The 20,604-nt window shown below is 66.9% G+C and carries 18 protein-coding genes and 1 tRNA gene; 5 read left to right on the top strand and 14 right to left on the bottom strand.

Annotated features, from left to right (window positions below; genetic code table 11):
• Positions 1-198: 198 nt before the first annotated feature.
• Positions 199-1,737 carry an APC family permease gene (locus WFL22_RS11085; RefSeq protein ID WP_336651832.1) on the top strand — a complete coding sequence of 513 codons (1,539 nt, stop codon included), beginning with the start codon at positions 199-201 and terminating at the stop codon, positions 1,735-1,737.
• A gap of 75 nt (positions 1,738-1,812) precedes the next feature.
• On the opposite strand, the gene WFL22_RS11080 is transcribed toward WFL22_RS11085, so the two are convergent.
• The 3 genes from WFL22_RS11080 to WFL22_RS11070 form a co-directional block, all read right to left on the bottom strand.
• A complete protein-coding gene (locus WFL22_RS11080) occupies positions 1,813-2,790 on the bottom strand; it encodes a ribose-phosphate diphosphokinase (protein WP_024355423.1) in 978 nt (325 codons plus the stop codon).
• 3 nt (positions 2,791-2,793) lie between these two features.
• Complete coding sequence (gene glmU, locus WFL22_RS11075) at positions 2,794-4,236, bottom strand: bifunctional UDP-N-acetylglucosamine diphosphorylase/glucosamine-1-phosphate N-acetyltransferase GlmU (protein ID WP_336651833.1); 1,443 nt, start codon at positions 4,234-4,236, stop codon at positions 2,794-2,796.
• Positions 4,237-4,405: 169 nt separating this feature from the next.
• Positions 4,406-4,477, bottom strand: a tRNA-Gln gene (locus tag WFL22_RS11070).
• Between the two features lie 172 nt (positions 4,478-4,649).
• On the opposite strand from WFL22_RS11070, the gene WFL22_RS11065 reads away from it, so the two are divergent.
• Positions 4,650-5,207: a MarR family winged helix-turn-helix transcriptional regulator gene (locus WFL22_RS11065; RefSeq protein ID WP_336651834.1), complete on the top strand. Its 558-nt coding sequence runs from the start codon at positions 4,650-4,652 to the stop codon at positions 5,205-5,207.
• A gap of 66 nt (positions 5,208-5,273) precedes the next feature.
• Here WFL22_RS11065 and WFL22_RS11060 read toward each other — a convergent pair whose 3' ends face one another.
• Positions 5,274-6,977, bottom strand: a complete 1,704-nt coding sequence (locus WFL22_RS11060) for an amidase (RefSeq protein ID WP_336992820.1) — start codon at positions 6,975-6,977, stop codon at positions 5,274-5,276.
• 142 nt (positions 6,978-7,119) lie between these two features.
• Here WFL22_RS11060 and WFL22_RS11055 point away from each other — a divergent pair, with 142 nt between their 5' ends.
• Together WFL22_RS11055 and WFL22_RS11050 are read left to right on the top strand one after the other, a co-directional pair.
• On the top strand, positions 7,120-7,743 hold the full coding sequence (locus tag WFL22_RS11055) for a TetR/AcrR family transcriptional regulator (protein ID WP_336651836.1): 624 nt from the start codon (positions 7,120-7,122) through the stop codon (positions 7,741-7,743).
• Between the two features lie 40 nt (positions 7,744-7,783).
• Complete coding sequence (locus tag WFL22_RS11050; RefSeq protein ID WP_336651837.1) at positions 7,784-9,235, top strand: amino acid permease; 1,452 nt, start codon at positions 7,784-7,786, stop codon at positions 9,233-9,235.
• A gap of 70 nt (positions 9,236-9,305) precedes the next feature.
• Here WFL22_RS11050 and WFL22_RS11045 read toward each other — a convergent pair whose 3' ends face one another.
• On the bottom strand, positions 9,306-10,532 hold the full coding sequence (locus tag WFL22_RS11045) for an acyl-CoA dehydrogenase family protein (protein ID WP_336992819.1): 1,227 nt from the start codon (positions 10,530-10,532) through the stop codon (positions 9,306-9,308).
• Between the two features lie 197 nt (positions 10,533-10,729).
• On the opposite strand from WFL22_RS11045, the gene WFL22_RS11040 reads away from it, so the two are divergent.
• A complete protein-coding gene (locus tag WFL22_RS11040) occupies positions 10,730-11,413 on the top strand; it encodes a TetR/AcrR family transcriptional regulator (protein WP_336992817.1) in 684 nt (227 codons plus the stop codon).
• A gap of 178 nt (positions 11,414-11,591) precedes the next feature.
• On the opposite strand, the gene WFL22_RS11035 is transcribed toward WFL22_RS11040, so the two are convergent.
• The 9 genes from WFL22_RS11035 to metG all read right to left on the bottom strand — a co-directional run bounded on the left by WFL22_RS11035 (position 11,592) and on the right by metG (position 20,566).
• A complete protein-coding gene (locus WFL22_RS11035; RefSeq protein WP_336992816.1) occupies positions 11,592-13,400 on the bottom strand; it encodes an ABC-F family ATP-binding cassette domain-containing protein in 1,809 nt (602 codons plus the stop codon).
• Positions 13,401-13,495: 95 nt separating this feature from the next.
• Positions 13,496-14,494 carry a PrsW family intramembrane metalloprotease gene (locus WFL22_RS11030; RefSeq protein WP_336992815.1) on the bottom strand — a complete coding sequence of 333 codons (999 nt, stop codon included), beginning with the start codon at positions 14,492-14,494 and terminating at the stop codon, positions 13,496-13,498.
• The gene (locus tag WFL22_RS11025) at positions 14,494-15,114 is read right to left on the bottom strand and encodes a hypothetical protein (RefSeq protein ID WP_336992814.1); all 621 of its coding nucleotides are present in this window, start codon (positions 15,112-15,114) and stop codon (positions 14,494-14,496) included. Before WFL22_RS11025 ends, WFL22_RS11030 begins: the two co-directional genes overlap by 1 nt.
• Before the next feature lie 126 nt (positions 15,115-15,240).
• Complete coding sequence (locus WFL22_RS11020) at positions 15,241-15,432, bottom strand: hypothetical protein (RefSeq protein WP_336992813.1); 192 nt, start codon at positions 15,430-15,432, stop codon at positions 15,241-15,243.
• An 11-nt stretch (positions 15,433-15,443) separates the two neighbouring features.
• Positions 15,444-16,139 (bottom strand): DsbA family oxidoreductase, encoded by a 696-nt coding sequence (locus WFL22_RS11015; protein WP_336992811.1) that lies wholly within the window; start codon positions 16,137-16,139, stop codon positions 15,444-15,446.
• Positions 16,140-16,204: 65 nt separating this feature from the next.
• Positions 16,205-17,131 carry a 4-(cytidine 5'-diphospho)-2-C-methyl-D-erythritol kinase gene (locus WFL22_RS11010; protein ID WP_336651845.1) on the bottom strand — a complete coding sequence of 309 codons (927 nt, stop codon included), beginning with the start codon at positions 17,129-17,131 and terminating at the stop codon, positions 16,205-16,207.
• 9 nt (positions 17,132-17,140) lie between these two features.
• Positions 17,141-18,049: a 16S rRNA (adenine(1518)-N(6)/adenine(1519)-N(6))-dimethyltransferase RsmA gene (gene rsmA / locus WFL22_RS11005; RefSeq protein ID WP_336992809.1), complete on the bottom strand. Its 909-nt coding sequence runs from the start codon at positions 18,047-18,049 to the stop codon at positions 17,141-17,143.
• On the bottom strand, positions 18,042-18,965 hold the full coding sequence (locus WFL22_RS11000; RefSeq protein ID WP_336992808.1) for a TatD family hydrolase: 924 nt from the start codon (positions 18,963-18,965) through the stop codon (positions 18,042-18,044). Before WFL22_RS11000 ends, rsmA begins: the two co-directional genes overlap by 8 nt.
• Entirely contained in the window at positions 18,962-20,566 is a 1,605-nt protein-coding gene (gene metG, locus WFL22_RS10995; RefSeq protein ID WP_336992807.1) for a methionine--tRNA ligase, read from the bottom strand. The genes WFL22_RS11000 and metG overlap by 4 nt, the downstream gene beginning before the upstream one ends.
• Between the last annotated feature and the right edge of the window lie 38 nt (positions 20,567-20,604).

Here is a 20,604-nt window from a genome sequence, read left to right as displayed (position 1 = left end):
CTCGCACACACGCACCACAGACTCCCCGATCCGCAACTATCCATTTGGACAGCACTGCGCGCATCATCAACCCCCGTGCGCGCTCAGCACAGCCTTCCTCTTCGCGCATCACCTGCCGATTCATAGACTCAACACGAGCATGCCTCCGGCGCCATCCTCGGCGCATCGGCAACGCAGCCATCCCGAGAGGAAACCACCATGACCGCCCCAGCAGTCCCCACCGAAGCGCCGCACGACGCGGGGCTCAGCCGCCGCACACTCGGCGTGCCCGCGATCACCCTGATGATCATCGCGGCCTCAGCGCCGCTCACCGTCGTCGCCGGCGGCGTCACCACCTCCTTCGCCGTCACCGGTTCGCTTGGCGTGCCGCTCGGCTTCCTGCTCATCGCCGTCATCCTCACGGTCTTCGCCGTCGGATACACCGCCATGGGCCGCTTCATCACCAACGCAGGCGCCTTCTACGCCTACATCTCACGCGGCCTCGGCCGCCCCATCGGCGTCGGCGCCTCACTCATCGCCCTCGTCGCCTACAACGCCATGCAGGTCGGCATCTACGGGCTGTTCGGATTCCAGCTCTCCATGTTCCTCGAAGCAAAGTTCGGCTTCGCTTCACCCTGGTGGCTGTGGATCCTGCTCTGCATCGTCGTCGTCGGCGTGCTCGGCGTCAACCGCGTCGACCTCTCAGCCAAAGTACTCGGCGTGCTCGTGGGCCTCGAGTTCCTCGTTGTCATCATCTTCGACATCGTGTCCCTGAACGTCGCCCCCGAAGGCGTGTCAGCCGCAACCCTCGACCCCACTCAGCTCTTCGGCCCGGCACTCGGCATCATCCTCGTCTTCGGCGTCGCCGCCTTCATGGGCTTCGAAGGCGCCGCCATCTACGGCGAAGAGGCGAAAGACCCCAAGCGCACCGTACCCCGCGCCACCTACGCGGCCGTCGCCATCATCGGCGTCTTCTACGCATTCAGCGCCTGGGCATTCTCCGTCGGCATCGGCCCGTCGAGCATCGTCGGCGCCTCGCAGGAGTTCGGCCCCGACCTCATGTTCGTCTTCATGGGCGAACACACCAGCGTCATCTTCGCCGACATCATGACGCTGCTGTTCATCACCAGCCTCTTCGCGGCGCTGCAGTCGTTCCACAATGCCGTCGCGCGCTACTTCTTCTCACTCGGCCGCGAAGGCGTGCTCCCCTCCTGGTTCGCGCACACCAGCAAGCATGGCGCCCCCTGGGCCGGATCGGTCGCACAGACCATCATCGCGGTCATCATCGTGGCAGGCTTCGCCCTCGCCGGCGACGCCTTCGGCGCCGCAGAGGCGATGTTCGGTGAGATGGCATTCCTCTACCCCGTGCTCACCATGTTCACCTGGCTCACCAATACGGGCGCCGCAGCACTCGTGCTGCTCATGGCCATCATTGCCGCAGCAGTCATCGGATTCTTCCGTCGCGACCGCCGCGGGCTGAGCATCTGGACCACCGTCGTCGCCCCCATCATCTCGGGCCTCGCACTGCTCTGGGTGTTCATCATGATCCTCGCGAACTTCCAGCTCATGCTGAGCCAGGAACAACCCGACGCCACCACCTTCATTCTGCCCGGCCTCATCTTCGCGGCAGGCATCATCGGCATCGTGTGGGGCCTCGTGCTCCGCTCGCGCAAGCCCGAGGTGTACCAGCGAATCGGCCACGGCACCGAACCGGGCGCCTACGGCACCGAGGCGATCGTCGTCGTCGACGAGCACTAACCGCACCACGCAGTAACGGCTGAGGGCCCGGGAGCGATGCTCCCGGGCCCTCAGCCGTTACTGGCGCGTTTTTGCTTACGCCGCGCCTTCGAACATGCTGGTCACAGAGCCGTCCTCGAAGACCTCGTGGATCGCCTTCGCGAGCAGCGGGGCAATCGGCAGCACCGTCAGCTTGTCGAACTGCTTCTCCGGGCCGACGGGCAGCGTGTCGGTCACCACAACCTGGTCGATGAAATCCTGTGACAGGTGCTCGGTCGCGCGACCCGAGAAGATCGCGTGCGTGCAGGCAATGGTGACACCCTTCGCACCGTTCGCCTTCAGCGCCTCCGCAGCCTTCGCAATCGTTCCGCCGGTGTCGATCATGTCATCGACAACCACGCACCAGCGATCCTTCACCTCGCCCACGATCTCGTGCACCGAGACCTGGTTCGGCACGAGCGGATCGCGGCGCTTGTGAATGATCGCGAGCGGCGCATCCAGCTTGTCGCTCCACACATCAGCGACACGCACGCGGCCCATATCGGGCGACACGACGGTGAGATCGTCGCGGTCGATGGTGCGCTTGAAGTGGTCGAGCAGCACCGGCATCGCGAAGAGGTGATCGACCGGGCCGTCGAAGAAGCCCTGAATCTGCGGCGCGTGCAAGTCAACAGACATGATGCGGTCAGCACCCGCAGCCTTGAACAGGTCGGCGACGAGGCGCGCCGAGATGGGCTCGCGGCCGCGGCCCTTCTTGTCCTGGCGCGAGTACGGGTAGAACGGCGCCACCACGGTGATGCGCTTCGCAGAAGCCCGCTTCAGCGCGTCGACCATGATGAGCTGCTCCATAAGCCACTCGTTGATCGGATTGGTGTGCGACTGGATCACGAACGCGTCAGCGCCGCGCACGCTCTCGTCGAAGCGCGCATACAGCTCACCGTTCGCGAAGGTGCGCGCGTCGGTCGGAACGAGCTCGGCGCCGAGTTCGGCGGCAACCTGCTCGGCGAGCTCGGGGTAGGCCCGGCCCGTGATGAGGACGAGCTTCTTCTGCCCCGCCATCTCGATCTTGCTCATGTACTACTTCCCGCCGTTCTTCGCAGTGTTCGATCGTTCCGCCGCTTCCGCGGTGCTCGTGCCGGGCCGATGCTCGGCTACCCACCCCTCGATGTTGCGCTGCGGCGCCACATTCAGCGCCAGCGCCCCTGAGGGGACGTTTTTGCGCACGACCGTGCCAGCAGCCGTGTACGTGCCATCTTCAATGGTAACTGGCGCGATCAGCACATTCTTCGAGCCGATCCGCACCCCATCGCCCACAACGGCCTGGTGCTTCTGCACGCCATCGTAATTGGCGAAGATCGTGCCGGCACCCACATTGCTGTCCGAACCGATCACGGCATCGCCAACATAGCTGAGATGCGGCACCTTGCTACCGTCACCGATCTTCGCGTTCTTCGTCTCAACGAACGCGCCGATCTTGCCACCAGCGCCAAGCTCAGAACCCGGGCGGATGTACGCAAAGGGGCCGACGCTGGCACCGGGGCCGAACACAGCCAGTGTGGCCTCGCTGCGACGGATATGCGCACCCTCGCCCACCTCGCAGTCGACAAGCGTGGTGTCCGGGCCGATCACCGCACCGGCCGAAATCGTCGTGGCCCCCTGCAAAAACGTGCCGGGAAGAATCTCGGTGTCAGCCGCAATCGACACATCGGCGTCGATCCAGGTGGTAGCCGGATCCTGAATCGTGACTCCGTTTCGCTGGTGCTCGCGCACGATACGACGGTTCAGCTCGCGGCCGGCCTCGGAGAGCTGCGCCCTGTCGTTCACTCCCGCGATAATCCACGGATCATCAGTGGCGACGGCCTCGACAGTGCCGCCCCCGGACAGGATCCGAGCTGCAGCGTCAGTGAGGTACTTCTCGCCCTGGGCATTGTTCGTGTCGATTTGCGCAAGCGCCGACTCGAGCGCACGACGCTCGAACACGTAAATACCGCCATTGATCTCGGTGACGCGGCGCTGCGCCTCCGTGGCGTCCTTCTCCTCAACGATCCCGGTGACCGCACCATCCGCGTCGCGCAGAATCCGGCCGAGACCCGTCGGGTTCTCGAAGATCGCCGAAAGCATCGTCATCGCCCGGCCACCATCGAGGTGCCCACGCACCAGACGATCGAGCGTGGCCGCATCGATCAGTGGCACATCCCCCGAGAGCACCACAACCGAGCCCTCGAAGTGCTCCGGCAGCGCAGCGAGCGCCTGCTCAACCGCACGACCGGTGCCCGGAACCGCGTCCTGATCGACAATCACCGTGTCCGGCGCATGATCGAGGATCGCCTCCGCAACCCGATCACGGTCGTGACGCACCACGGCAAGGATCTGCTGCGGCGTCAAAGCTGCCGCAGTGTCGAGCACATGCGCGATCAGCGAGCGACCGCCGATCCGATGCAGCACCTTCGGCAACGACGACTTCATCCGTGTCCCCTGCCCCGCGGCGAGGATCACAACGGCGAGCGAGCGTTCTGACATGGTGTGTCTCCTTCAATCCCGGATTCGGAACCGGTCGGGCAGGTTCCTTTCCATGCTTCACATCGAAACACCGCTCCCAACACACAGAGAAGCTTCGCTTCCCTACATATCGCCTGCGCTTGTGAGCGCAGAACGGAGCAGTATTTCAATGCTTCGCATCGAAATACCGCTCCGCCCCTAGGATTCGAACCTAGACCTAACAGCTCCAAAGGCTGTCGTGCTGCCATTACACCAAGGCGGATCGCACCGAAACCGGCACCGTACAAGTCTGCCAGATCATACGCCTCCCCGTGGCCGCGACCGGGCCACTCGGCCCCCGACCACAACATTCACCTCCCCCGGCACCCTCTGCGCTACCCGGAAATCGGGGCGCACCTCACGAAGCTCAGCTATTGAACCCGGATAATGGAGGGATGAAGCACGAGGACGAGGTCGATCGGATCATCGCAGACTGGACCCGAGCACGCCCGGATCTCGATCTGGCGCCGCTCACGATCTTCTCGCGCCTGTGGCGTGTCACAAAGCACCTCGACCGCGCACGAGCACACGCCTTCGAACGATCCGGGCTCGCCTCCTGGGAGTTCGACGTGCTCGCCGTGCTGCGCCGCGGCGGCGAACCCTTCACGCAGAGCCCCAAAGTGCTCGTGCAGCAGACCATGGTCTCCAGCGGCACCATGACCAACCGCATCGACCGCATGGTCGAGCGCGATCTCGTGCGCCGCCTCACCGACCCCAACGACGGTCGCGGTGTGCTCGTCGAGATGACTTCACACGGTCTCACCCTCGTCGACGCCGCCATGACCCGCCTCAGCGACGCAGAGGAGCGCCTTCTCGGAGGGCTTGCTCGCTCCGAGCGTGATCGCCTCTCAGTGCTGCTACGTCGCCTCGCGCTCAGCGTCGACCGTTTCGAACCGGTCACCGGCCCGATCACCCTCCCCGAACTCGACGAGCCCACAACGCCCGGCAACTGATACGAGGGCCGCCTCCCCGCAGGGAGACGACCCTCGCATCAGCACGCGGCCCGTGCACCCATACAACTACGCGGGCAGCTCGCCGTCCTCAGGCAGGGCGGGGGTCGAAACGGGTGGCTGTCGCAGCGTGCCCGATCCGCCACCCTCGAACGCAGTGGCGTACCCGAGCAGCGCCGGATCATCGTATGCCGCGCCCGCGAAGGTGAGACCGACAGGCATGCCGATATCGCTCATCACGCCCATCGCAACGGTGACCGTCGGAATACCGAGATGGCGCAGCGCGTAGTTGCCGTTCGAGAAGAACACGCCGTTCGACCAGGCGTGATCGGCGGCCTCAACGTCGCGCTCGGCGTTCTCGCGTGCCACGTCGGCGTTCGCGGGGAAGACCACGCCGTCGAAGTGATTCTCCCTGAGCCAGCGTTCGAACAGCTCCTCGCGCAGCTGCACGAGGGCGCGTAGACCAGCGGCGAAGTCGCCGCGCTCGCGCGGATCCGGAATGCCGCGCTTCGCGTAGGCCACGGTCTCGCGGTAGCGGTTCTCGTAGTCTTCGACCTCTTCGTAGCGGTCGGGCAACGTGCCGGGAGGCTGTGGGAAGATCTGGTCGGGGTCGACGACGGCGAGCTCAGGGATCGCGGGATCACCGTTGGCCTTCAGGAAGTCGTCCCAGCCGAAGGCGAGGAAGTCGGTGAACTCGGTCTCCATCCACCCTTCGGGCAGTACGCCGAGCGCACCGACGTTCTCCTGGCCGGGTCTGTCCCCTTCGTACTGCTCGATAAGCGGGAAATCGGTCACCACGACCTCGGCGCCGAGCGCTTCGAGGCGAGCCTTCGCCTGCTCCCACAGCGCCAGCACGGAGGGGCGCACCGCGATCGGGAAGGCGGGATCCTGGCCGAGGTACATCTTCGGCGCTGCGAAGCGCTTGCCCGCGAGCGCCGCAGGATCGGCGACGTCGAGGTACGAGGCCGGGCGATGCTCGCTCGGCTTGGGCAGGGCGACGACGCTCTGGTTGCGCCAGAAATCGCCGCGCGTGATCGGATCGTCCTGCACCAGCACGTCGAGCAGGCGCAGCATGTCGGGCATCGAGCGGGTGTGTGGCACGACGACGTCGCGGGCGGGGAACAGCGGCCAGTTGCCGCGGATCGAGAGCACGCCCCAGCTCGGCGTGTAGGCGCACAGCCCGTTATTCGAGGCGGGGCTACGGCCGCTCGACACGGTTTCTTCACCCATGCCGAAGACGGCGAGGTTGGCCGCCGTCGACACGCCGGAACCGTTGGAAGAACCTGACGCGTAGGCGGCTGCGAGGTAGTCGCGATTGTAGGGGCTCTCGGCGCGGCCGTAAACGCCGCGCTGCATACCGCCGTCGGCCATCGGGGGCATGTTGGTCTTGCCGATGAGCACGGCGCCGGCCTCGCGCAGCTTCGCGACCGAGAACGCATCCCACTGGGCGATGAGGTTCTGGAACGCGGGCGAGCCCGAGGCGACCGTCAGTCCCTCGACCATGTACGAATCTTTCACGGTGAACGGCACGCCTTCGAGCGCGCGCGCCTCGCCTGCGGCGTAACGGCGGTCCGACTCCGCGGCCTGGGCCAGCGCCTCGGGGTTCGGCACGACGACGGCGTGCAGCCCGTCAGCGCCGCTGTCGTAGGCGTCGATGCGGGCCAGGTAGCGTTCGGTGAGCCAGGTGCTCGTGATATCTCCGCGGCGCAGCGCGCCGAGCACATCGTCGATGCTCGCTTCGATCAGTTCGAACGCGTCGGTGCGATCGCTCATGGAACCCTCATCTCTCTGCTGGTGCGGCCTGTTCGGATGATTGCCGCGGTCGGCCATGCGCCGTATCCTGAAAATAGTTTCAGTTCTGGAAGGCCGGGTGTCAAGTACCCCGCGCCTCCCGCGCGGCGCACGGAGGGCAATCATGGCGAGCGACACCAGGGAGCGCATCATCGAGGCCTGCGAGCGCGTCATCGCTCGCGGTGGCCTGCGCGGCTTCCGCATGGGCGACGTCGCCCGCGAGGCCGGTGTCTCGATAGGGCTGCTCTCCTACCACTTCGGCGACAGAGACGGTCTGCTGCAGGCCGCTCTCCACCATGTGAACGAGAGCGCCGCACAGCGCGCGCAGGCAGGGGGCGGATCCGCAACCATCAACAATCCCGGCCCCGAAGCTGCCGTTGCAGCAGATGCCACCGGCCCCACCGCGCGCCTTGCCGCGCTGCTGTGCTCAGAGTTCGGCGACGAACCGCAGGTGCGAGCCGGGTCGACGGCGTGGAACGAACTGCGCGCCGCGGCCGTATTTGACCAGGAACAGGCCGCCGCTGTTACGCGCGCCACCGCCGACTGGCAGCGCGAGGTGCGGCGCTTGATCGTGGCTGCCGCCCCGCGCACCGACCCGGACGCCACCGCGCTGATCCTCACCGCCCTCGTCGAAGGCCTCTCCGGCCGCTGGCTCACCGGTCAGCTCTCCGCCGACGACGCACAGCGCACTGTCACCGTCGCCCTGCGAGCGCTGATCGGCGCAAACGATGACCCGCGCCGGAGCTAGAATCGGTCACACCCCACGGCCCGACCGAAAAGAGACGAGCATGACTGAGACCGCGACCCAAGCGCCGCACGAGGAACTCCAGCGAGGTCTCTCGAACCGACACCTGCAGCTCATCGCCATCGGCGGCGCCATCGGCACCGGCCTGTTCCTCGGCTCGGGCAAGGTGATCAGTCTCACCGGCCCCTCCGTGCTCTTCATCTACGCGGTCATCGGCTGCATGATGTTCTTCCTCATGCGCGCCCTCGGCGAGCTGCTGCTCTCCAATCTCAACTACAAAACCTTCGGCGACATCGCCAAAGACCTCATTGGCCCGTGGGCCGGGTACTTCGTGTCGTGGACGTACTGGATCACCTGGGTGGTGATCTGCGTGGCCGACATCATCGCGATCACCAGTTACGTCTCCTACATCAACGCCTCCATCCCCGCCTGGCTGCCCGCGCTTATCACGGCAGCAGTGCTCACCGTGCTCAACCTGCAGCCCGTCCGCTTCTTCGGCGAGTTCGAGTTCTGGTTCTCCATCATCAAGATCGTGGCCATTCTCGCCCTCATCGCGACGGGCATCGTGCTGCTCGTCACCGGCTTCGAGAACCCCGACACCGGCACCCGCTCCTCGCTCGCCCATCTGTGGGATCACGGCGGCATGTTCCCCTTCGGCGCGAGCGGCTTCCTGCTCGGTTTCCAGCTCGGCATCTTCTCGTTCATCGGCGTCGAACTCGTCGGCACCGCAGCCGCCGAAACCAAGGATCCGCAGCGCAATCTGCCGCGCGCCATCAACTCGATCGTGGTGCGCGTGCTCATCTTCTACATCGGCGCGCTCACCGTCATCATGGCCATCACCCCGTGGGACAAGCTTGACCCCGACCGCAGCCCGTTCGTCACCACCTTCGCCTACGCCGGCTTCGGTGCCGCGGCCTTCGCCATCAACCTGGTGGTGCTCACCTCGGCAGCGTCGAGCGCTAACTCCGGCTTCTACTCGGGCACCCGCATGATGCACGCGCTCGCCCACGACGGGCATGCACCGTCTCGCTTCGCCATCACCGACAGCCGCGGCGTGCCGCGCCGGGCCGTGTTCTTCTCGGCAGTGTTCGTGTTCTCGGCGGTGCCGATCCTACTGCTCGGCGAAAGCGTCATTGAGGCCTTCACCTTCGTCACCTCGGTTGCATCGACGTTCATCCTCTTCATCTGGAGCATGATCGCCATCAGCTTCATCATGTTCCTGCGCAAGCACCCGGAGCGGCACCAGGCGTCTTCGTTCAAAACGCCATTCCCGCGCATCGTGCCCTGGGTGGTGCTCGGCTTCTTTGCGTTCATCCTCGTCACCCTCGCACTCGCCGAGGATACGCGGCTCCCGCTGCTGTTCACGCCCGTCTGGTTCATCGTGCTCGGCGCGATGTGGGCGGTCACGAAGCGCCGCCTGATCCGCGAAGGACGGCCGCTCACCGCAGCGGTCGAACTGCCCGATCTCGGCGACAGCGCCAGGCACGGCGGCTGAGCTGCGGATCGACGGCTGCGGGCAGCCGCCTGCGGCCGCCGATCCGACTCGCTCACAGGAAATGTGCGGATCAGGCGAAGGCCGACACCCCCGTGATGTCGCGGCCGATGATGAGCGCCTGCACGGTTTCAGTGCCCTCGTAGGTGTGCAGCGCCTCGATGTCGGCGAAGTGGCGGCCCGCGCGGTTTTCAAGCAGGATGCCGTTGCCACCGAGCAGATCTCGGGCGTTCGCAACCATGTCACGGGCCGTGCGGGTAGCCGTGTACTTGCCGAGCGACGCGCCTGGCCCTGACAGCTCGCCCCGCTCCTCGGCCCGGGTCAGCGCCATCAGCAGCGTTTGCAGGCCGGTGAGCTGCGACAGCATCGCAGCGAGCCGCGACTGCACGATCTGCGAGGCGGCGAGGGGGCGGCCGAACTGCACGCGCTGCCCCGCATAGTGCACGGCGGTCTCATACACGGCGGTCGCCTGGCCGAGGGCACCCCAGGCCACGCCGAGGCGGGTGGCCTGCAGCACGCGAGCGGTGTCCTTGAAACTGCGGGCTCCGGGCAGCTTCGCGCTCATGGGCACGCGCACGCCGTCGAGCTCGATGTGCGCCTGCCAGATGGCCCGCAGCGACATCTTGCCCTCGATCGTGGTGGCGTTGTAGCCGGGTGCATCCTGCGGCACGATGAACCCCTGCACCTGCCCGTCATCGCCGCGCGCCCAAACGACGGCAATGCGGCCGACGCTGCCGGAGCCGATCCACTTCTTGTGGCCCGTAATCACATAGCCGTCTTCGATGGCCTCGGCGCGGGTCTCCAGACTCACCGAGTCTGAGCCGTGCGTGGGCTCCGTCAATGCGAAGGCACCGAGTTCGAGGCCGCGCGACATGGGTTCGAGCCATCGCTGGCGCTGCTCTTCAGAACCGCACTCCGCAATCGAACGGAGGGCCAGGCCGCCCTGCACGCCGACGATCGTGGCGATGGAGCCGTCGCCGCGCGACAGTTCCATCGTGGTGAGGCTCGCGGCGAGCAGGCTCTGCTCGGGGAAGCCGGGCACGTCGACGCCGTCGCGCAGCAGGTCGAGGTCTCCGAGGCGCTTCGCGAGATCGAGGGGGTACTCGGCGCGATCCCAGATGCCTGCGATCACGGGGCGCACCTCCTGCTGCACGAACTCGCGGGCGCGGTCGCGGTAGGCGAGGTCGTCGGCGGAGATGCCACGGAAGACGCCGGCCACGTCAGGGTCGATGGGCTCCCAGAGGTGGTACTCGGGCTCCTGTGTTCCGAGAGCGAGGGGCGAGGTGCGGTTCTGCGACATTGGGGATCCTCCCTGCGCCGTCGGGTCTGGCGTCGCTGCGATGGGCACGACGATTCGGCGCGTGCTTCGAGCATGACTGAGACGCAGTCCCATGTCAAGACGCTTCGCACAGATCATGGCAGTCATCCCCAATGAAAACTTGGCGACAATGAGTGAAACCCAGTTTCAATTACCCCAAACCGTGATACCTTCAGCGTATGCCAGCGAAGCCCCCGACCGTGCCAGCCGATCAGCAGAGTTCCGTCGCCGCGATCCGCCACCTTGCCGAGCGCGGCTACGAGGCCACCACCGCAGGCGACCTCGCCGATGCCGTCGGCATGAGCCGCAGCACCTTCTTCCGGCGCTTCGGCAGCAAAGACGATGTGATCTTCGCCGATCACGATCACGCGCTCGCCCAGCTCGCAGACTTCCTCGACGCGACAGAACTACAGCCCGGTGAGGCGCTTGTCGAGGGCACCGCCGATGTGCTGCGCCTGCTCGTGCGTGATCCCGAAGCCGCCCGGCTGCGCTTCGAACTCATGCACGAGCGCCCGGCGCTGCGCGACCGCGAGCTGGTGATCACCCACCGCTACGAACGCGTCTTCGCGCGCTACATCCGCCGCGTACAGCAGCCTGCCACCCCAGACTGGGTGGCGCCGTCGCTCGCAGCGTCACTCGTGGCGGTACACAATGCCGCGCTGCGCGACTGGCTGCGGGAGCGGATCACCGACGCCCCCCGCGCGGTGACGCGCGATCTGCACAGGCTCACCGCGCTCTACGAGCGCTGGCTTACGGCCGAGGGCGGTCGGCAGCGGGTGCTCGTCGCGGTCTACGACGCCTCTGGCTCGCCCGACGCAGTGCTGGGCGCGGTCGCCGCACAGCTCGACCGCGAAGGCCGCTGAGCCTGGTAGCCCCCACACCCCGCCCCCTGGAGGACCGCCCCGGCAACGCCGCAGCGGTGTCGCGAGAGGCGGATTTTGCGTGTTCCCAGCGCCAGGAGCGCGCGTTTTTCTCCTCTCGGCGAGGGGCGCGACCCTGCAGCAAGACCCTCGGGCACTCAAGGCTTTCCGCGCATCCGGGTCAGCTGATCTGCTCTCCGAGTTCGAGCCAGCGCTCCTCAAGCATCGCGACCTCGTCTTCGAGCGCCGTGATCTTCGCCATCTCGACGTTCAGCAGCTGGTAGTCGGTCTGGTCGAGGTCGGCGAGGCCGTCACGCGACTTCGCGATGTCGGCCTGCAGGCGCTCCATCTTGCGTTCCACGGCAGAGAGCTCCTTCTGGGCGGCGCGCAGCTCGGCCCCGGTCAGCGCAGCCCCAGCACCAGCCGCGGCCGCAGACACGCCCGATCCTGCCGCGGCAGGCTCGGCAGCGCGATCCTGCGCCGCCCGCAGTTCGAGGTACTGATCCACCCCGCCGGGCAGGTGCCGCAGGTGCTTGTCGAGAATTGCGTACTGCTGATCGGTCACGCGCTCCAGGAAGTACCTATCGTGCGACACCACGATCAGTGTGCCGGGCCAGGAATCGAGCAGGTCTTCCATCGCGGCGAGCATGTCGGTGTCGAGGTCGTTCGTGGGCTCGTCGAGAATCAGCACGTTGGGCTGGTCGAGCAGGATCAGCAGCAGTTGCAGGCGCCGCTTCTGCCCGCCCGAGAGGTCCTTCACCGGGGTCGACAGCTGCGCGCTCGTGAAGCCCATGCGTTCGAGCATCTGCCCCGGGGTAAGTTCTTGAGCCTTTGACCCGCTGCCCACCGTGAAACTGGTGCGCAGACGGGCGATCACCACGCGCACGGGCTCGTTCAGGTGCTCGGCGAGTTCATCAAGGCGCTGGGTGAGGGTGGCGACCTTCACAGTCTTGCCGCGCTTCACCCTCCCCGAGGTGGGTTCGACATCGCCCGAGATGAGCCCCAGCAGCGTCGATTTGCCGGCACCATTCACTCCGAGAATGCCCGTGCGCTCGCCCGGGGCGAGCAGCCACTCGACGTCTTCCAGGATCACGCGATCGCCGTAGGAGACGCCTGCATCGTGCAGGTTCACCACATCTTTGCCGAGCCGCTGCACGGCCATCGACTGCAGCGAGACGCGGTCGCGGATCTCGGGCACGTCGGCGATGAGCTCATTCGCGGCGTCGATGCGGAACTTCGGCTTCGAGGTTCGCGCAGGGGCCCCGCGCCTCAGCCACGCCAGCTCCTTGCGGGCGAGGTTCTGCCGCTTCTGCTCGATGGACGCGGCCTGGCGGTCACGTTCCACCCGTTGCAGGATGTACGCGGCGTAGCCGCCCTCGAACGGTTCCACAATGCGATCATGCACCTCCCAGGTGGCGGTGCACACTTCGTCAAGGAACCAGCGGTCGTGCGTGACCACGAGCAGCGCGCCCTGACCGGCGGGCCAGCGCCGTTTCAGGTGCTCGGCGAGCCAGGCGATGCCTTCGACGTCGAGGTGGTTCGTGGGCTCGTCGAGGAAGAGGATCTCGAAGTCGCCGACCAGCAGCCTCGCCAGGGCGACGCGGCGGCGCTGCCCGCCCGAGAGCGCATCGACCGGCGCTTCCCAGTCGAGGTCGCCCACGAGCCCCGCGATCACGTCGCGCGTGCGCGGGTCTCCGGCCCACTCGTACTCGGGCCGCACCCCCACGATCGCGTGTCCGACCGTCTCGCCTGCGTCGAACACGTCGGCCTGGTCGAGCACGCCGATCGTGGTGCCGCTGCGCACGGTGACTTGGCCGCCGTCGGGCTCGCGACGCCCGGCAAGCATCATGAGCAGGCTCGACTTGCCGTCGCCGTTGCGGCCGACGATGCCGATGCGGTCGCCTTCGGCGACGCCGAGCGTCACCGAGTCGAAGACGGTCTTGGTTGGAACTTCGAGGTGCAGGGCCTCAGCCCCCAGCAAATGAGCCATAACCCGTCCAGTCTAGTTCGCGGTGGGTCGGACGGCTCACGGATGCTGTGCCGGGGTGCGCCACTGGCATGCTCAGCGCCGCAAGCGGTCGCCTGTCACGCGGCCGGGATGCTCGCCTCGGCCTGGTCGCGCTCTTGCGCGATGGCTGTCGCGCCGAGCGCTCTGCGCTCACTGCGTGGCAGCCTGGCGAAGTCGCGGCGTGCACCGCCCCACCCCGTCGTCTCGGTGTACCAGACGAACTCGCTGCGCCGACCCCACGCGACAGCGCAGCAGAACAGCGCGAGCGTGACCCCATAGAGGAGGATGAACAGCAGCAGCTGCACGGCACTGATCACCGAGAGGGGTGGGGAATCCCATGCAGCGTGCAGCAGCATCGGGGCGAGGATCGCGGGAATCAGCAGCAGCCAACGGCCTCCGAGGCGCTGTTGCGTGCGCGAGAGGCAGTACGCGAGCACAGCCCCGGAGAACGCCGACCACAGGGCGTGCAGCGCGAAGCCGACGAGCAACCGCGCCAGGCCGATCCCCAGCGTTTCGCCAACGTCGGTGCTCTGCAGCGCGTAGCAGAGGTTCTCGACGAGCTCGAAGCCCGCACCGACCAGGAAGCCGTACAGCACGCCGTCCATCACGGTGATCCGTCGCCCGTAGGCGAGCACCAGCACTACGAGAATGCCGAGGAAACGCAGCAGGTCCTCGTTGAGGGGCGCGCTGATCGAAGCCGACAGCGTAGTGAGGCCGTAGCGGTCGAGTGCGTCGGAGTTGACCGTGTTGAGGGCGCTGGCCGCCATAATCGCGAACGTCCCACCCCACAGCAGCGCTGCCAGGCGCAGGGAGAGCGGCTGACGGCGGAAGCGGGGTATCGCACGGATGAGCAGCCAGAGCACCGCTCCCTGTGCACCGACAAGCACTGTCGCCGCGGCGAGCCCCGCAACGCTCTCCGTGCGTCGCACGACATCGACGATCAGCAGCACGGCGCTCGGTACGGTGAGCACGAGCCACAGCCAGAATACGGGCTGCTGCGGCTGCCACAGCACGGGGCGACGCCGATGCCCGAGCGGGGATCGGGGCTGGGTGATGGTCATCGCTTCTGGGCTCATCAGTACACCTCCGCAGAGTCGAGAACGGCTGAGATGTCTGGCCGGATGGTGCCGGGCCTGTCGGCATCGTCGAGCATCTCGACGTCGAAGCGTAGGCACACGTAGGGTGCGCGATCCGTGCACATCGCAAAGCTCTGCGTGAATCCGCCACCGACGTCGAGGTCGTACTCGAGCATACGAATCTCTCTTCCCTCACCATGCGGTGCCGAGGTGATGGGGAGGATCGCGGTGCCTGCGGGGCTGCTCGAACGCAGCAACGCATCCGCGTCGTCGGCTCCGAAGTGCAGGCTGGCCTCGAGTCGCACGTCTTGCGCGGCGGAGACGAACGAGGCAGAACTCGAAGGCTCTGCCTCCCCGCCACCATCCACGGCTTCGTCACTCTCGCGCAGCCATCCCTCGGGGGCGATGAAGCCGCCGATACCGAAGGCGCCTTCGGCGTCGACGTTCAGCGCGACCCGCTCGAAGACACCGACGGTGCCATCGGCACGCTCAGGGGCGAGCACCTCGAGCGCGACGGGCACCGCCGTGATCGCGGCCAGCGTCGCGACGACCATCGAAAACGGCAGCCAGCCGGGCCGGGTCGCGCGGGTGCGCGGCAGCAGCGTCGTGTCTTCACTCATAGACACAAGAATAGACGCAAACTACTTTTAGTCACAATCCAAAAATAGCCATGCGGCACGATCTCGCCCGCCCGTCACGGGAACACCGCCTCTCGCCGGGGCCGAATCAGCCTCAGCGAGCCGCAATTACACGCAGCAGCTGCCACCACAACAGGAGCCGGCGGCCTCGCCATCATTCAGCAGGTTGAGAATCTCGCGCGACTCGGCATCGGCAAAGCCGGCAGCACCCTGCAGCCCGGCCGCCGGGTCGAGCCCCGCCTGAATCTCAGCCTCAACGGCCTCAGCTGCGATCGCAGTCGCGTCCCTGTTGTCACTCATCGTCGTTCCTTTCACGCCTGATCTGCGGGATGGTCTTCGGTGCTCGCGCCAGCACGGAAGCCGAGCACCTGTTCGAATGCGCCAGCGAATGCCTCGGCGCTCTGCGCACCCGAAATGCCGTACTTCTGGTCGAGCAAGAAGAACGGCACACCGTTCACCCCGAGCATACGAGCGCGGGTGATGTCGCGCTGCACCGCCTCACCGTAGATGTCATCTGCAAGCGCCACACGCACAGCCTCAGGATCGAGGCCGGCATCGGCTCCCAGACGCGCCAGCGTCTCCGGGTCGGAAAGATCCTCCCCCTCCGCGAAGTAGGCGCGGAACAGTCGGTCCTGCACGGCATCCTGCGCCCCCGACTCGGCGGCCAGGTGCAGGATCCGGTGCGCTCGGGCGGTGTTCGCGTGCTTCACGCTGGCGAAGTCGAACACCACGCCGTCAGCAGCCCCGAGCTCGGTCATCTGCGCGAGCATCTGCTCCACCTGCGCGGCCGGCATACCCTTGTGCCGCACCAGGAAATCGACCTCGCTGCCCGTGAAATCGAGGGGCGTGTCAGGGGCCAGCTCGAAGCTGTGGCCCGCCACCTCGAAATCAACCTCGGGGTGCGCTTCACGGAACGCGGCAACTCCCGCTTCGAAGCGGCGTTTGCCGATGTAGCACCAGGGGCAGGCGATATCTGACCAGATATCGACGCGGATCGTCTCAGTCATGCCGGGTGCAACCACGACGGCCGTCTCGGTATTCCAACCACCTCGCACACACGCGAGCGCAGCGGTCAGATCATGCGCGCCCCGGAGACCGGTCCCGTCGCGGTGAGCGCGCGCACCCCCGCGCGGGTCAGCACACTGCGCAGCTCGGCAGCTTCCTGGGCATCACCGACCAGGAACGCCACCGTGGGCCCCGATCCGGAAACAATGCCGGCGCGCGCGCCCCGCGACTCCCCCAGCTCCAACAACTCGGCGAGTTCGGGGGCGAGCTTCAGCGCCGCAACCTGCAGATCATTGTGCATGGCATCAGCCAAGGAGTCGGCGTCACCCACCCGCACCGCCTGCAGCACAGCAGTGTCCACCTTCACCTGCTCGGGCTGCCTGCCGAGGTCGCGCAGATGCGCGTCGCGGTGCGTGTCGAGCGCCCGATACACCACCGGTGTGCTGAGCCCCGCATCAGAAAGTGCGAGCACCCAGTGGAAGGTGCCCTTCGCAAGCGCCGGACTGAGCTCGTCGCCGCGCCCTGTGCCCACCGCGGTGCCACCCTCAAGGGCAAAGGGCACATCGGCGCCGAGCTCCGCAGCGAGCGGCAGCAGCCCCGAACGGCCGAGTTCAGTGCCCCACAACTCATCACAGGCGACCAGCGTTGCAGCGGCATCGGCCGAGCCGCCGCCCATACCACCGGCAATCGGCACCCGCTTCAGAATCGTCAGATCGACGCCACCCGCATAGCCCGTGCGCTCGGCCAGCAGCTGCGCCGCGCGGATCGCCAGATTCGACGCATCAGTCGCCAAGCCGCTGACGTCGATCGGGCCGGTGAAGCGCACCGAGAAACCGTCGGCGTGCACCGCAGTGACCTCTTCGAACAGCGACACCGCCTGATACAGCGAGGCCACATCGTGATAGCCGTCGTCCTGCAGCGCGCCGACCCGGAAGAACACGTTGATCTTCCCCGGTGCCCGCACCGTGATCGCTCGCCCCCGAATCGCGCTCATGGTTACACGCTAGCGCACGTCACCGCGCGCGAGATGCTCCCGAGCAATGGCGAGGAACTCATCAATGCCGAGCTGCTCGGCCCGCGCGGTCGGCGCAATGCCCGCAGCCTCGATCGTCGCAACCGCCACATCGAGCTCCCCCAGCACCGGCTGCAAGGCCTGCCGCAGCATCTTGCGCCGCTGCGCGAACGCCGCATTCACCAGCTCGAACACCAGCGCCCGCTCCCGCTCATCACCCCTCGGCTGCGCGCGCTTCTCATAGCCGACAAGCACCGAATCGACGCCGGGCACCGGCCAGAAGATGCGGCGGCTCACTGAGCCCGCGATCCGCCAATCCCCATACCAGGCAGCCTTCGCGCTTGGAGCGCCGTACTCCTTCGAGCCGGGCCCCGCCGCAATGCGATGCCCGACCTCGGCCTGCACCATCACCAGCCCGCCGCGGAGGCCCGGAATCAGTTCGAGCAGATGCATCAGAATCGGCACCGACACGTTGTAGGGCAGGTTCGCCACAAGCACCTCTGGCGGCTGCGGGGCGGCCAGAAGCATCTCGGCGCTCAGATCGAGCGCGTCCGTGTGGATGACACGCAGACGAGGAGCATCGGGGTCGGCGAACACCTCCGGCTGCATCGCACGCGCCGTCTGCAGCAGCTCAGCCGCAAGACGCCGATCGATCTCGACCGCGGTGACATCGGCGCCCACCTCGGTGATACCGAGCGTCAACGAGCCGAGGCCGGGACCGATCTCGATGACGCGATCGCCCGCGCTCACTCCGGCAAGCCGCACGATCTTGCGAACCGTGTTCGGGTCGATGACGAAGTTCTGCCCGAGCTTCTTGGTGGGCGAGACCCCGAGCCGCTCGGAGAGATCGCGCACCTCATTCGGGCCGAGCAGGCGCGGGTGTGCTGGGGCGTCAGTCATTGCCGCCGACCTCCCAGGTGCCGTAGACGCGCTCGGTGTTCGCCGCGATGCGCGCGCACACCTCCGCGAGGGGCTCGTCAAGCGTCTCGGCCATGCGGCGCACCGTGTGCGGCAGCAGGTAGGGGGCGTTCGGCCGGCCGCGGAACGGCTCCGGTGTGAGGAACGGGGCGTCGGTTTCGGCGAGCACGAGCTCGGGACGCGCCACCGTAATCGCCTCGCGCAGCGCCGGCGCGTTCTTGAACGTCGAGGTGCCAGAGAACGACATGTACCAGCCGTGCTCATTGCAGACGCGGGCCAGCCGCGCATCGCCCGAGAAGCAGTGTAACACGGTGCGCTCGGGGGCGCCGACGCGCAGCAGCGTCGCCACCACCTCGTCGTGAGCGTCGCGGTCATGGATCTGCAGCGCGATGCCGTTGGCCTTTGCGATCTCGATGTGCGTCTCGAACGATTCGATCTGCGCCGCACGACCGTCTTCGCCAGTGCGGAAGAAATCAAGGCCCGTCTCGCCCACAGCGCGCACCCGCGACTGCGCGGCAAGCCGCGCGATCTCAGAAAGGTGCGAGCTCAGCAGCCCCTCAGCGAACAGTCGCGGCGCTTCATTGGGGTGCAGCGCGACCGCAGCGAGCACGCGCGGGTCGCTCGCCGCGAGCTGAGCGCTCCAGCGGCTGGTCTCCAGGTCAGTGCCGACCTGCACGATGCCGCGCACGCCCACCGCTTCGGCCCTGGCGAGCGAATCGAGCGGGTCGAGCTGATCGACGCCGTCTTCGAACTCGAGGTGGGCGTGGTTGTCGTAGACCGGGATGGGCAGCGGCTCGGGGTTCTCGGGCCGGCTCAGATCGCGCGACCCCGATCCCGACGCCGCCGGGCCGGTGCTCCGCTTGCGCAGCCCGCCGGCGGGAACCTCCGCGGCGGTCACTTGTTCTCGCCGTCGATCTCGATGCGGGGGAAGAGCACAGCGATGCGCTGCTGCTCGGTGCCTGCGAGCAAACGGCCCCAACGGCCGGCCTCGCGGATCGGCTGCTCGGCGAGCGCGCCCAGCGTCTCCTCGGCACCCAGGGCCGTCCACAGCTTCGCAGCGGCCTGCGGAATCACGGGCGCGAGCAGCTCAGCGAGCACCCGCAGGCCCTCGGTGGTCGTGTAGAGCACGGCAGCCAGACGGTCGCGCTGCGCGGGATCCTTGGCAAGCACCCACGGCTCCTGCTCGGTGATGTAACCGTTCAGAGCATCGACAAGCTCCCACACAGCGGCGAGCGCCTCGTGGATCGCAAAGGCCGAAATGCGCTCGTCGGCACGCGCAGCAACGTCAGCCGCGAGGGTGCGGATCGCGGCGTCGGCCGGCTGCTCCTCGCTGCCGGCCTGCGGCACCCGACCCTCGAAGTACTTCTGATTCATCGCGAGCACGCGGCTGGCGAGGTTGCCGAAGCCGTTGGCGAGCTCGGCCTGGTAGCGGGCCGCCAGATCTTCCCAGCTGAAGGAGCCGTCGTGCCCGAAGGAGATGGCGCGCATGAAGTAGTAGCGGAAGGCATCAGAGCCGAAGGTGTCGGTGATCTCGTTCGGTGCGATACCCGTGAGCTTCGACTTCGACATCTTCTCGCCGCCCACCAGCAGCCAGCCGTGCGCGAAGACGTGGCGCGGCACCTCGAGCCCCGCGGCCATGAGCATGGCCGGCCAGATCACCGCGTGGAAGCGGAGGATGTCTTTGCCGACGATGTGGGTCGCCGGCCAACGACGCTCGAACTGCTCGGTGTCGGCGCCGTAGCCCGTGGCGGTGACGTAGTTGAGCAGCGCGTCGAACCACACGTAGGTGACGTGGGATGAATCCCACGGAATCGGGATGCCCCAGTCAAAGGAGGTGCGCGAAATCGACAGGTCTTCGAGGCCCTGCTGCACGAAAGCGATGACCTCGTTGCGCGCGCTCGCGGGCTGCACGAAGTCGGGGCGCTCCTCGTAGAGGGCGAGCAGGCGATCCTGGAAGGCGCTCATCTTGAAGAAGTAGTTCTTCTCCTGCAGCAGTTCCAGGGGCTTCGAGTGGATCGCGCACACCTTCTCGCCGGCGAAAGCGCCCTCGCCGTCGACGATCTCGCTCTTCGGCTTGAACTCCTCGCAGCCCACACAGTAGAGCGCTTCGAACTCACCGGCGTAGACGTGGCCGTCGTCGTAGAGCTTCTGCAGAAACTTCGCGACGCCCTCTTCATGCCTCGCATCGGTGGTGCGAATGAAGTCGTCGTTGGAGATGTTGATCGTGCCGAGCAGCGGCTTCCATGCCGACTCGACGAGGCGATCCGCCCACTCCTTCGGCGCAACGCCGTTGGCCGTGGCGGTGCGCAGAATCTTCTGGCCGTGCTCGTCGGTGCCCGTCAGGAACCAGGTGTCATCGCCCGCCTGCCGGTGCCACCGCGCAAGCACGTCAGCCGCCACCTCGGTGTACGCATGCCCGATGTGGGGGGCGTCGTTCACGTAGAAGATCGGGGTGGTGATGAAGAACGAGGAGGACTGTGCCTGCTGGTCGAGTGCCATGGGTGCCATTCTATTGGGAACCACCGACACGCTCGTCC

Origin of the sequence: Leucobacter sp. VD1 (genome assembly GCF_037150695.1) — a bacterium.
Taxonomy (GTDB): domain Bacteria; phylum Actinomycetota; class Actinomycetes; order Actinomycetales; family Microbacteriaceae; genus Leucobacter.
The sequence above is the reverse complement of the archived record's forward strand: the minus strand, read 5'-3'. Positions and strand labels throughout refer to the sequence as shown.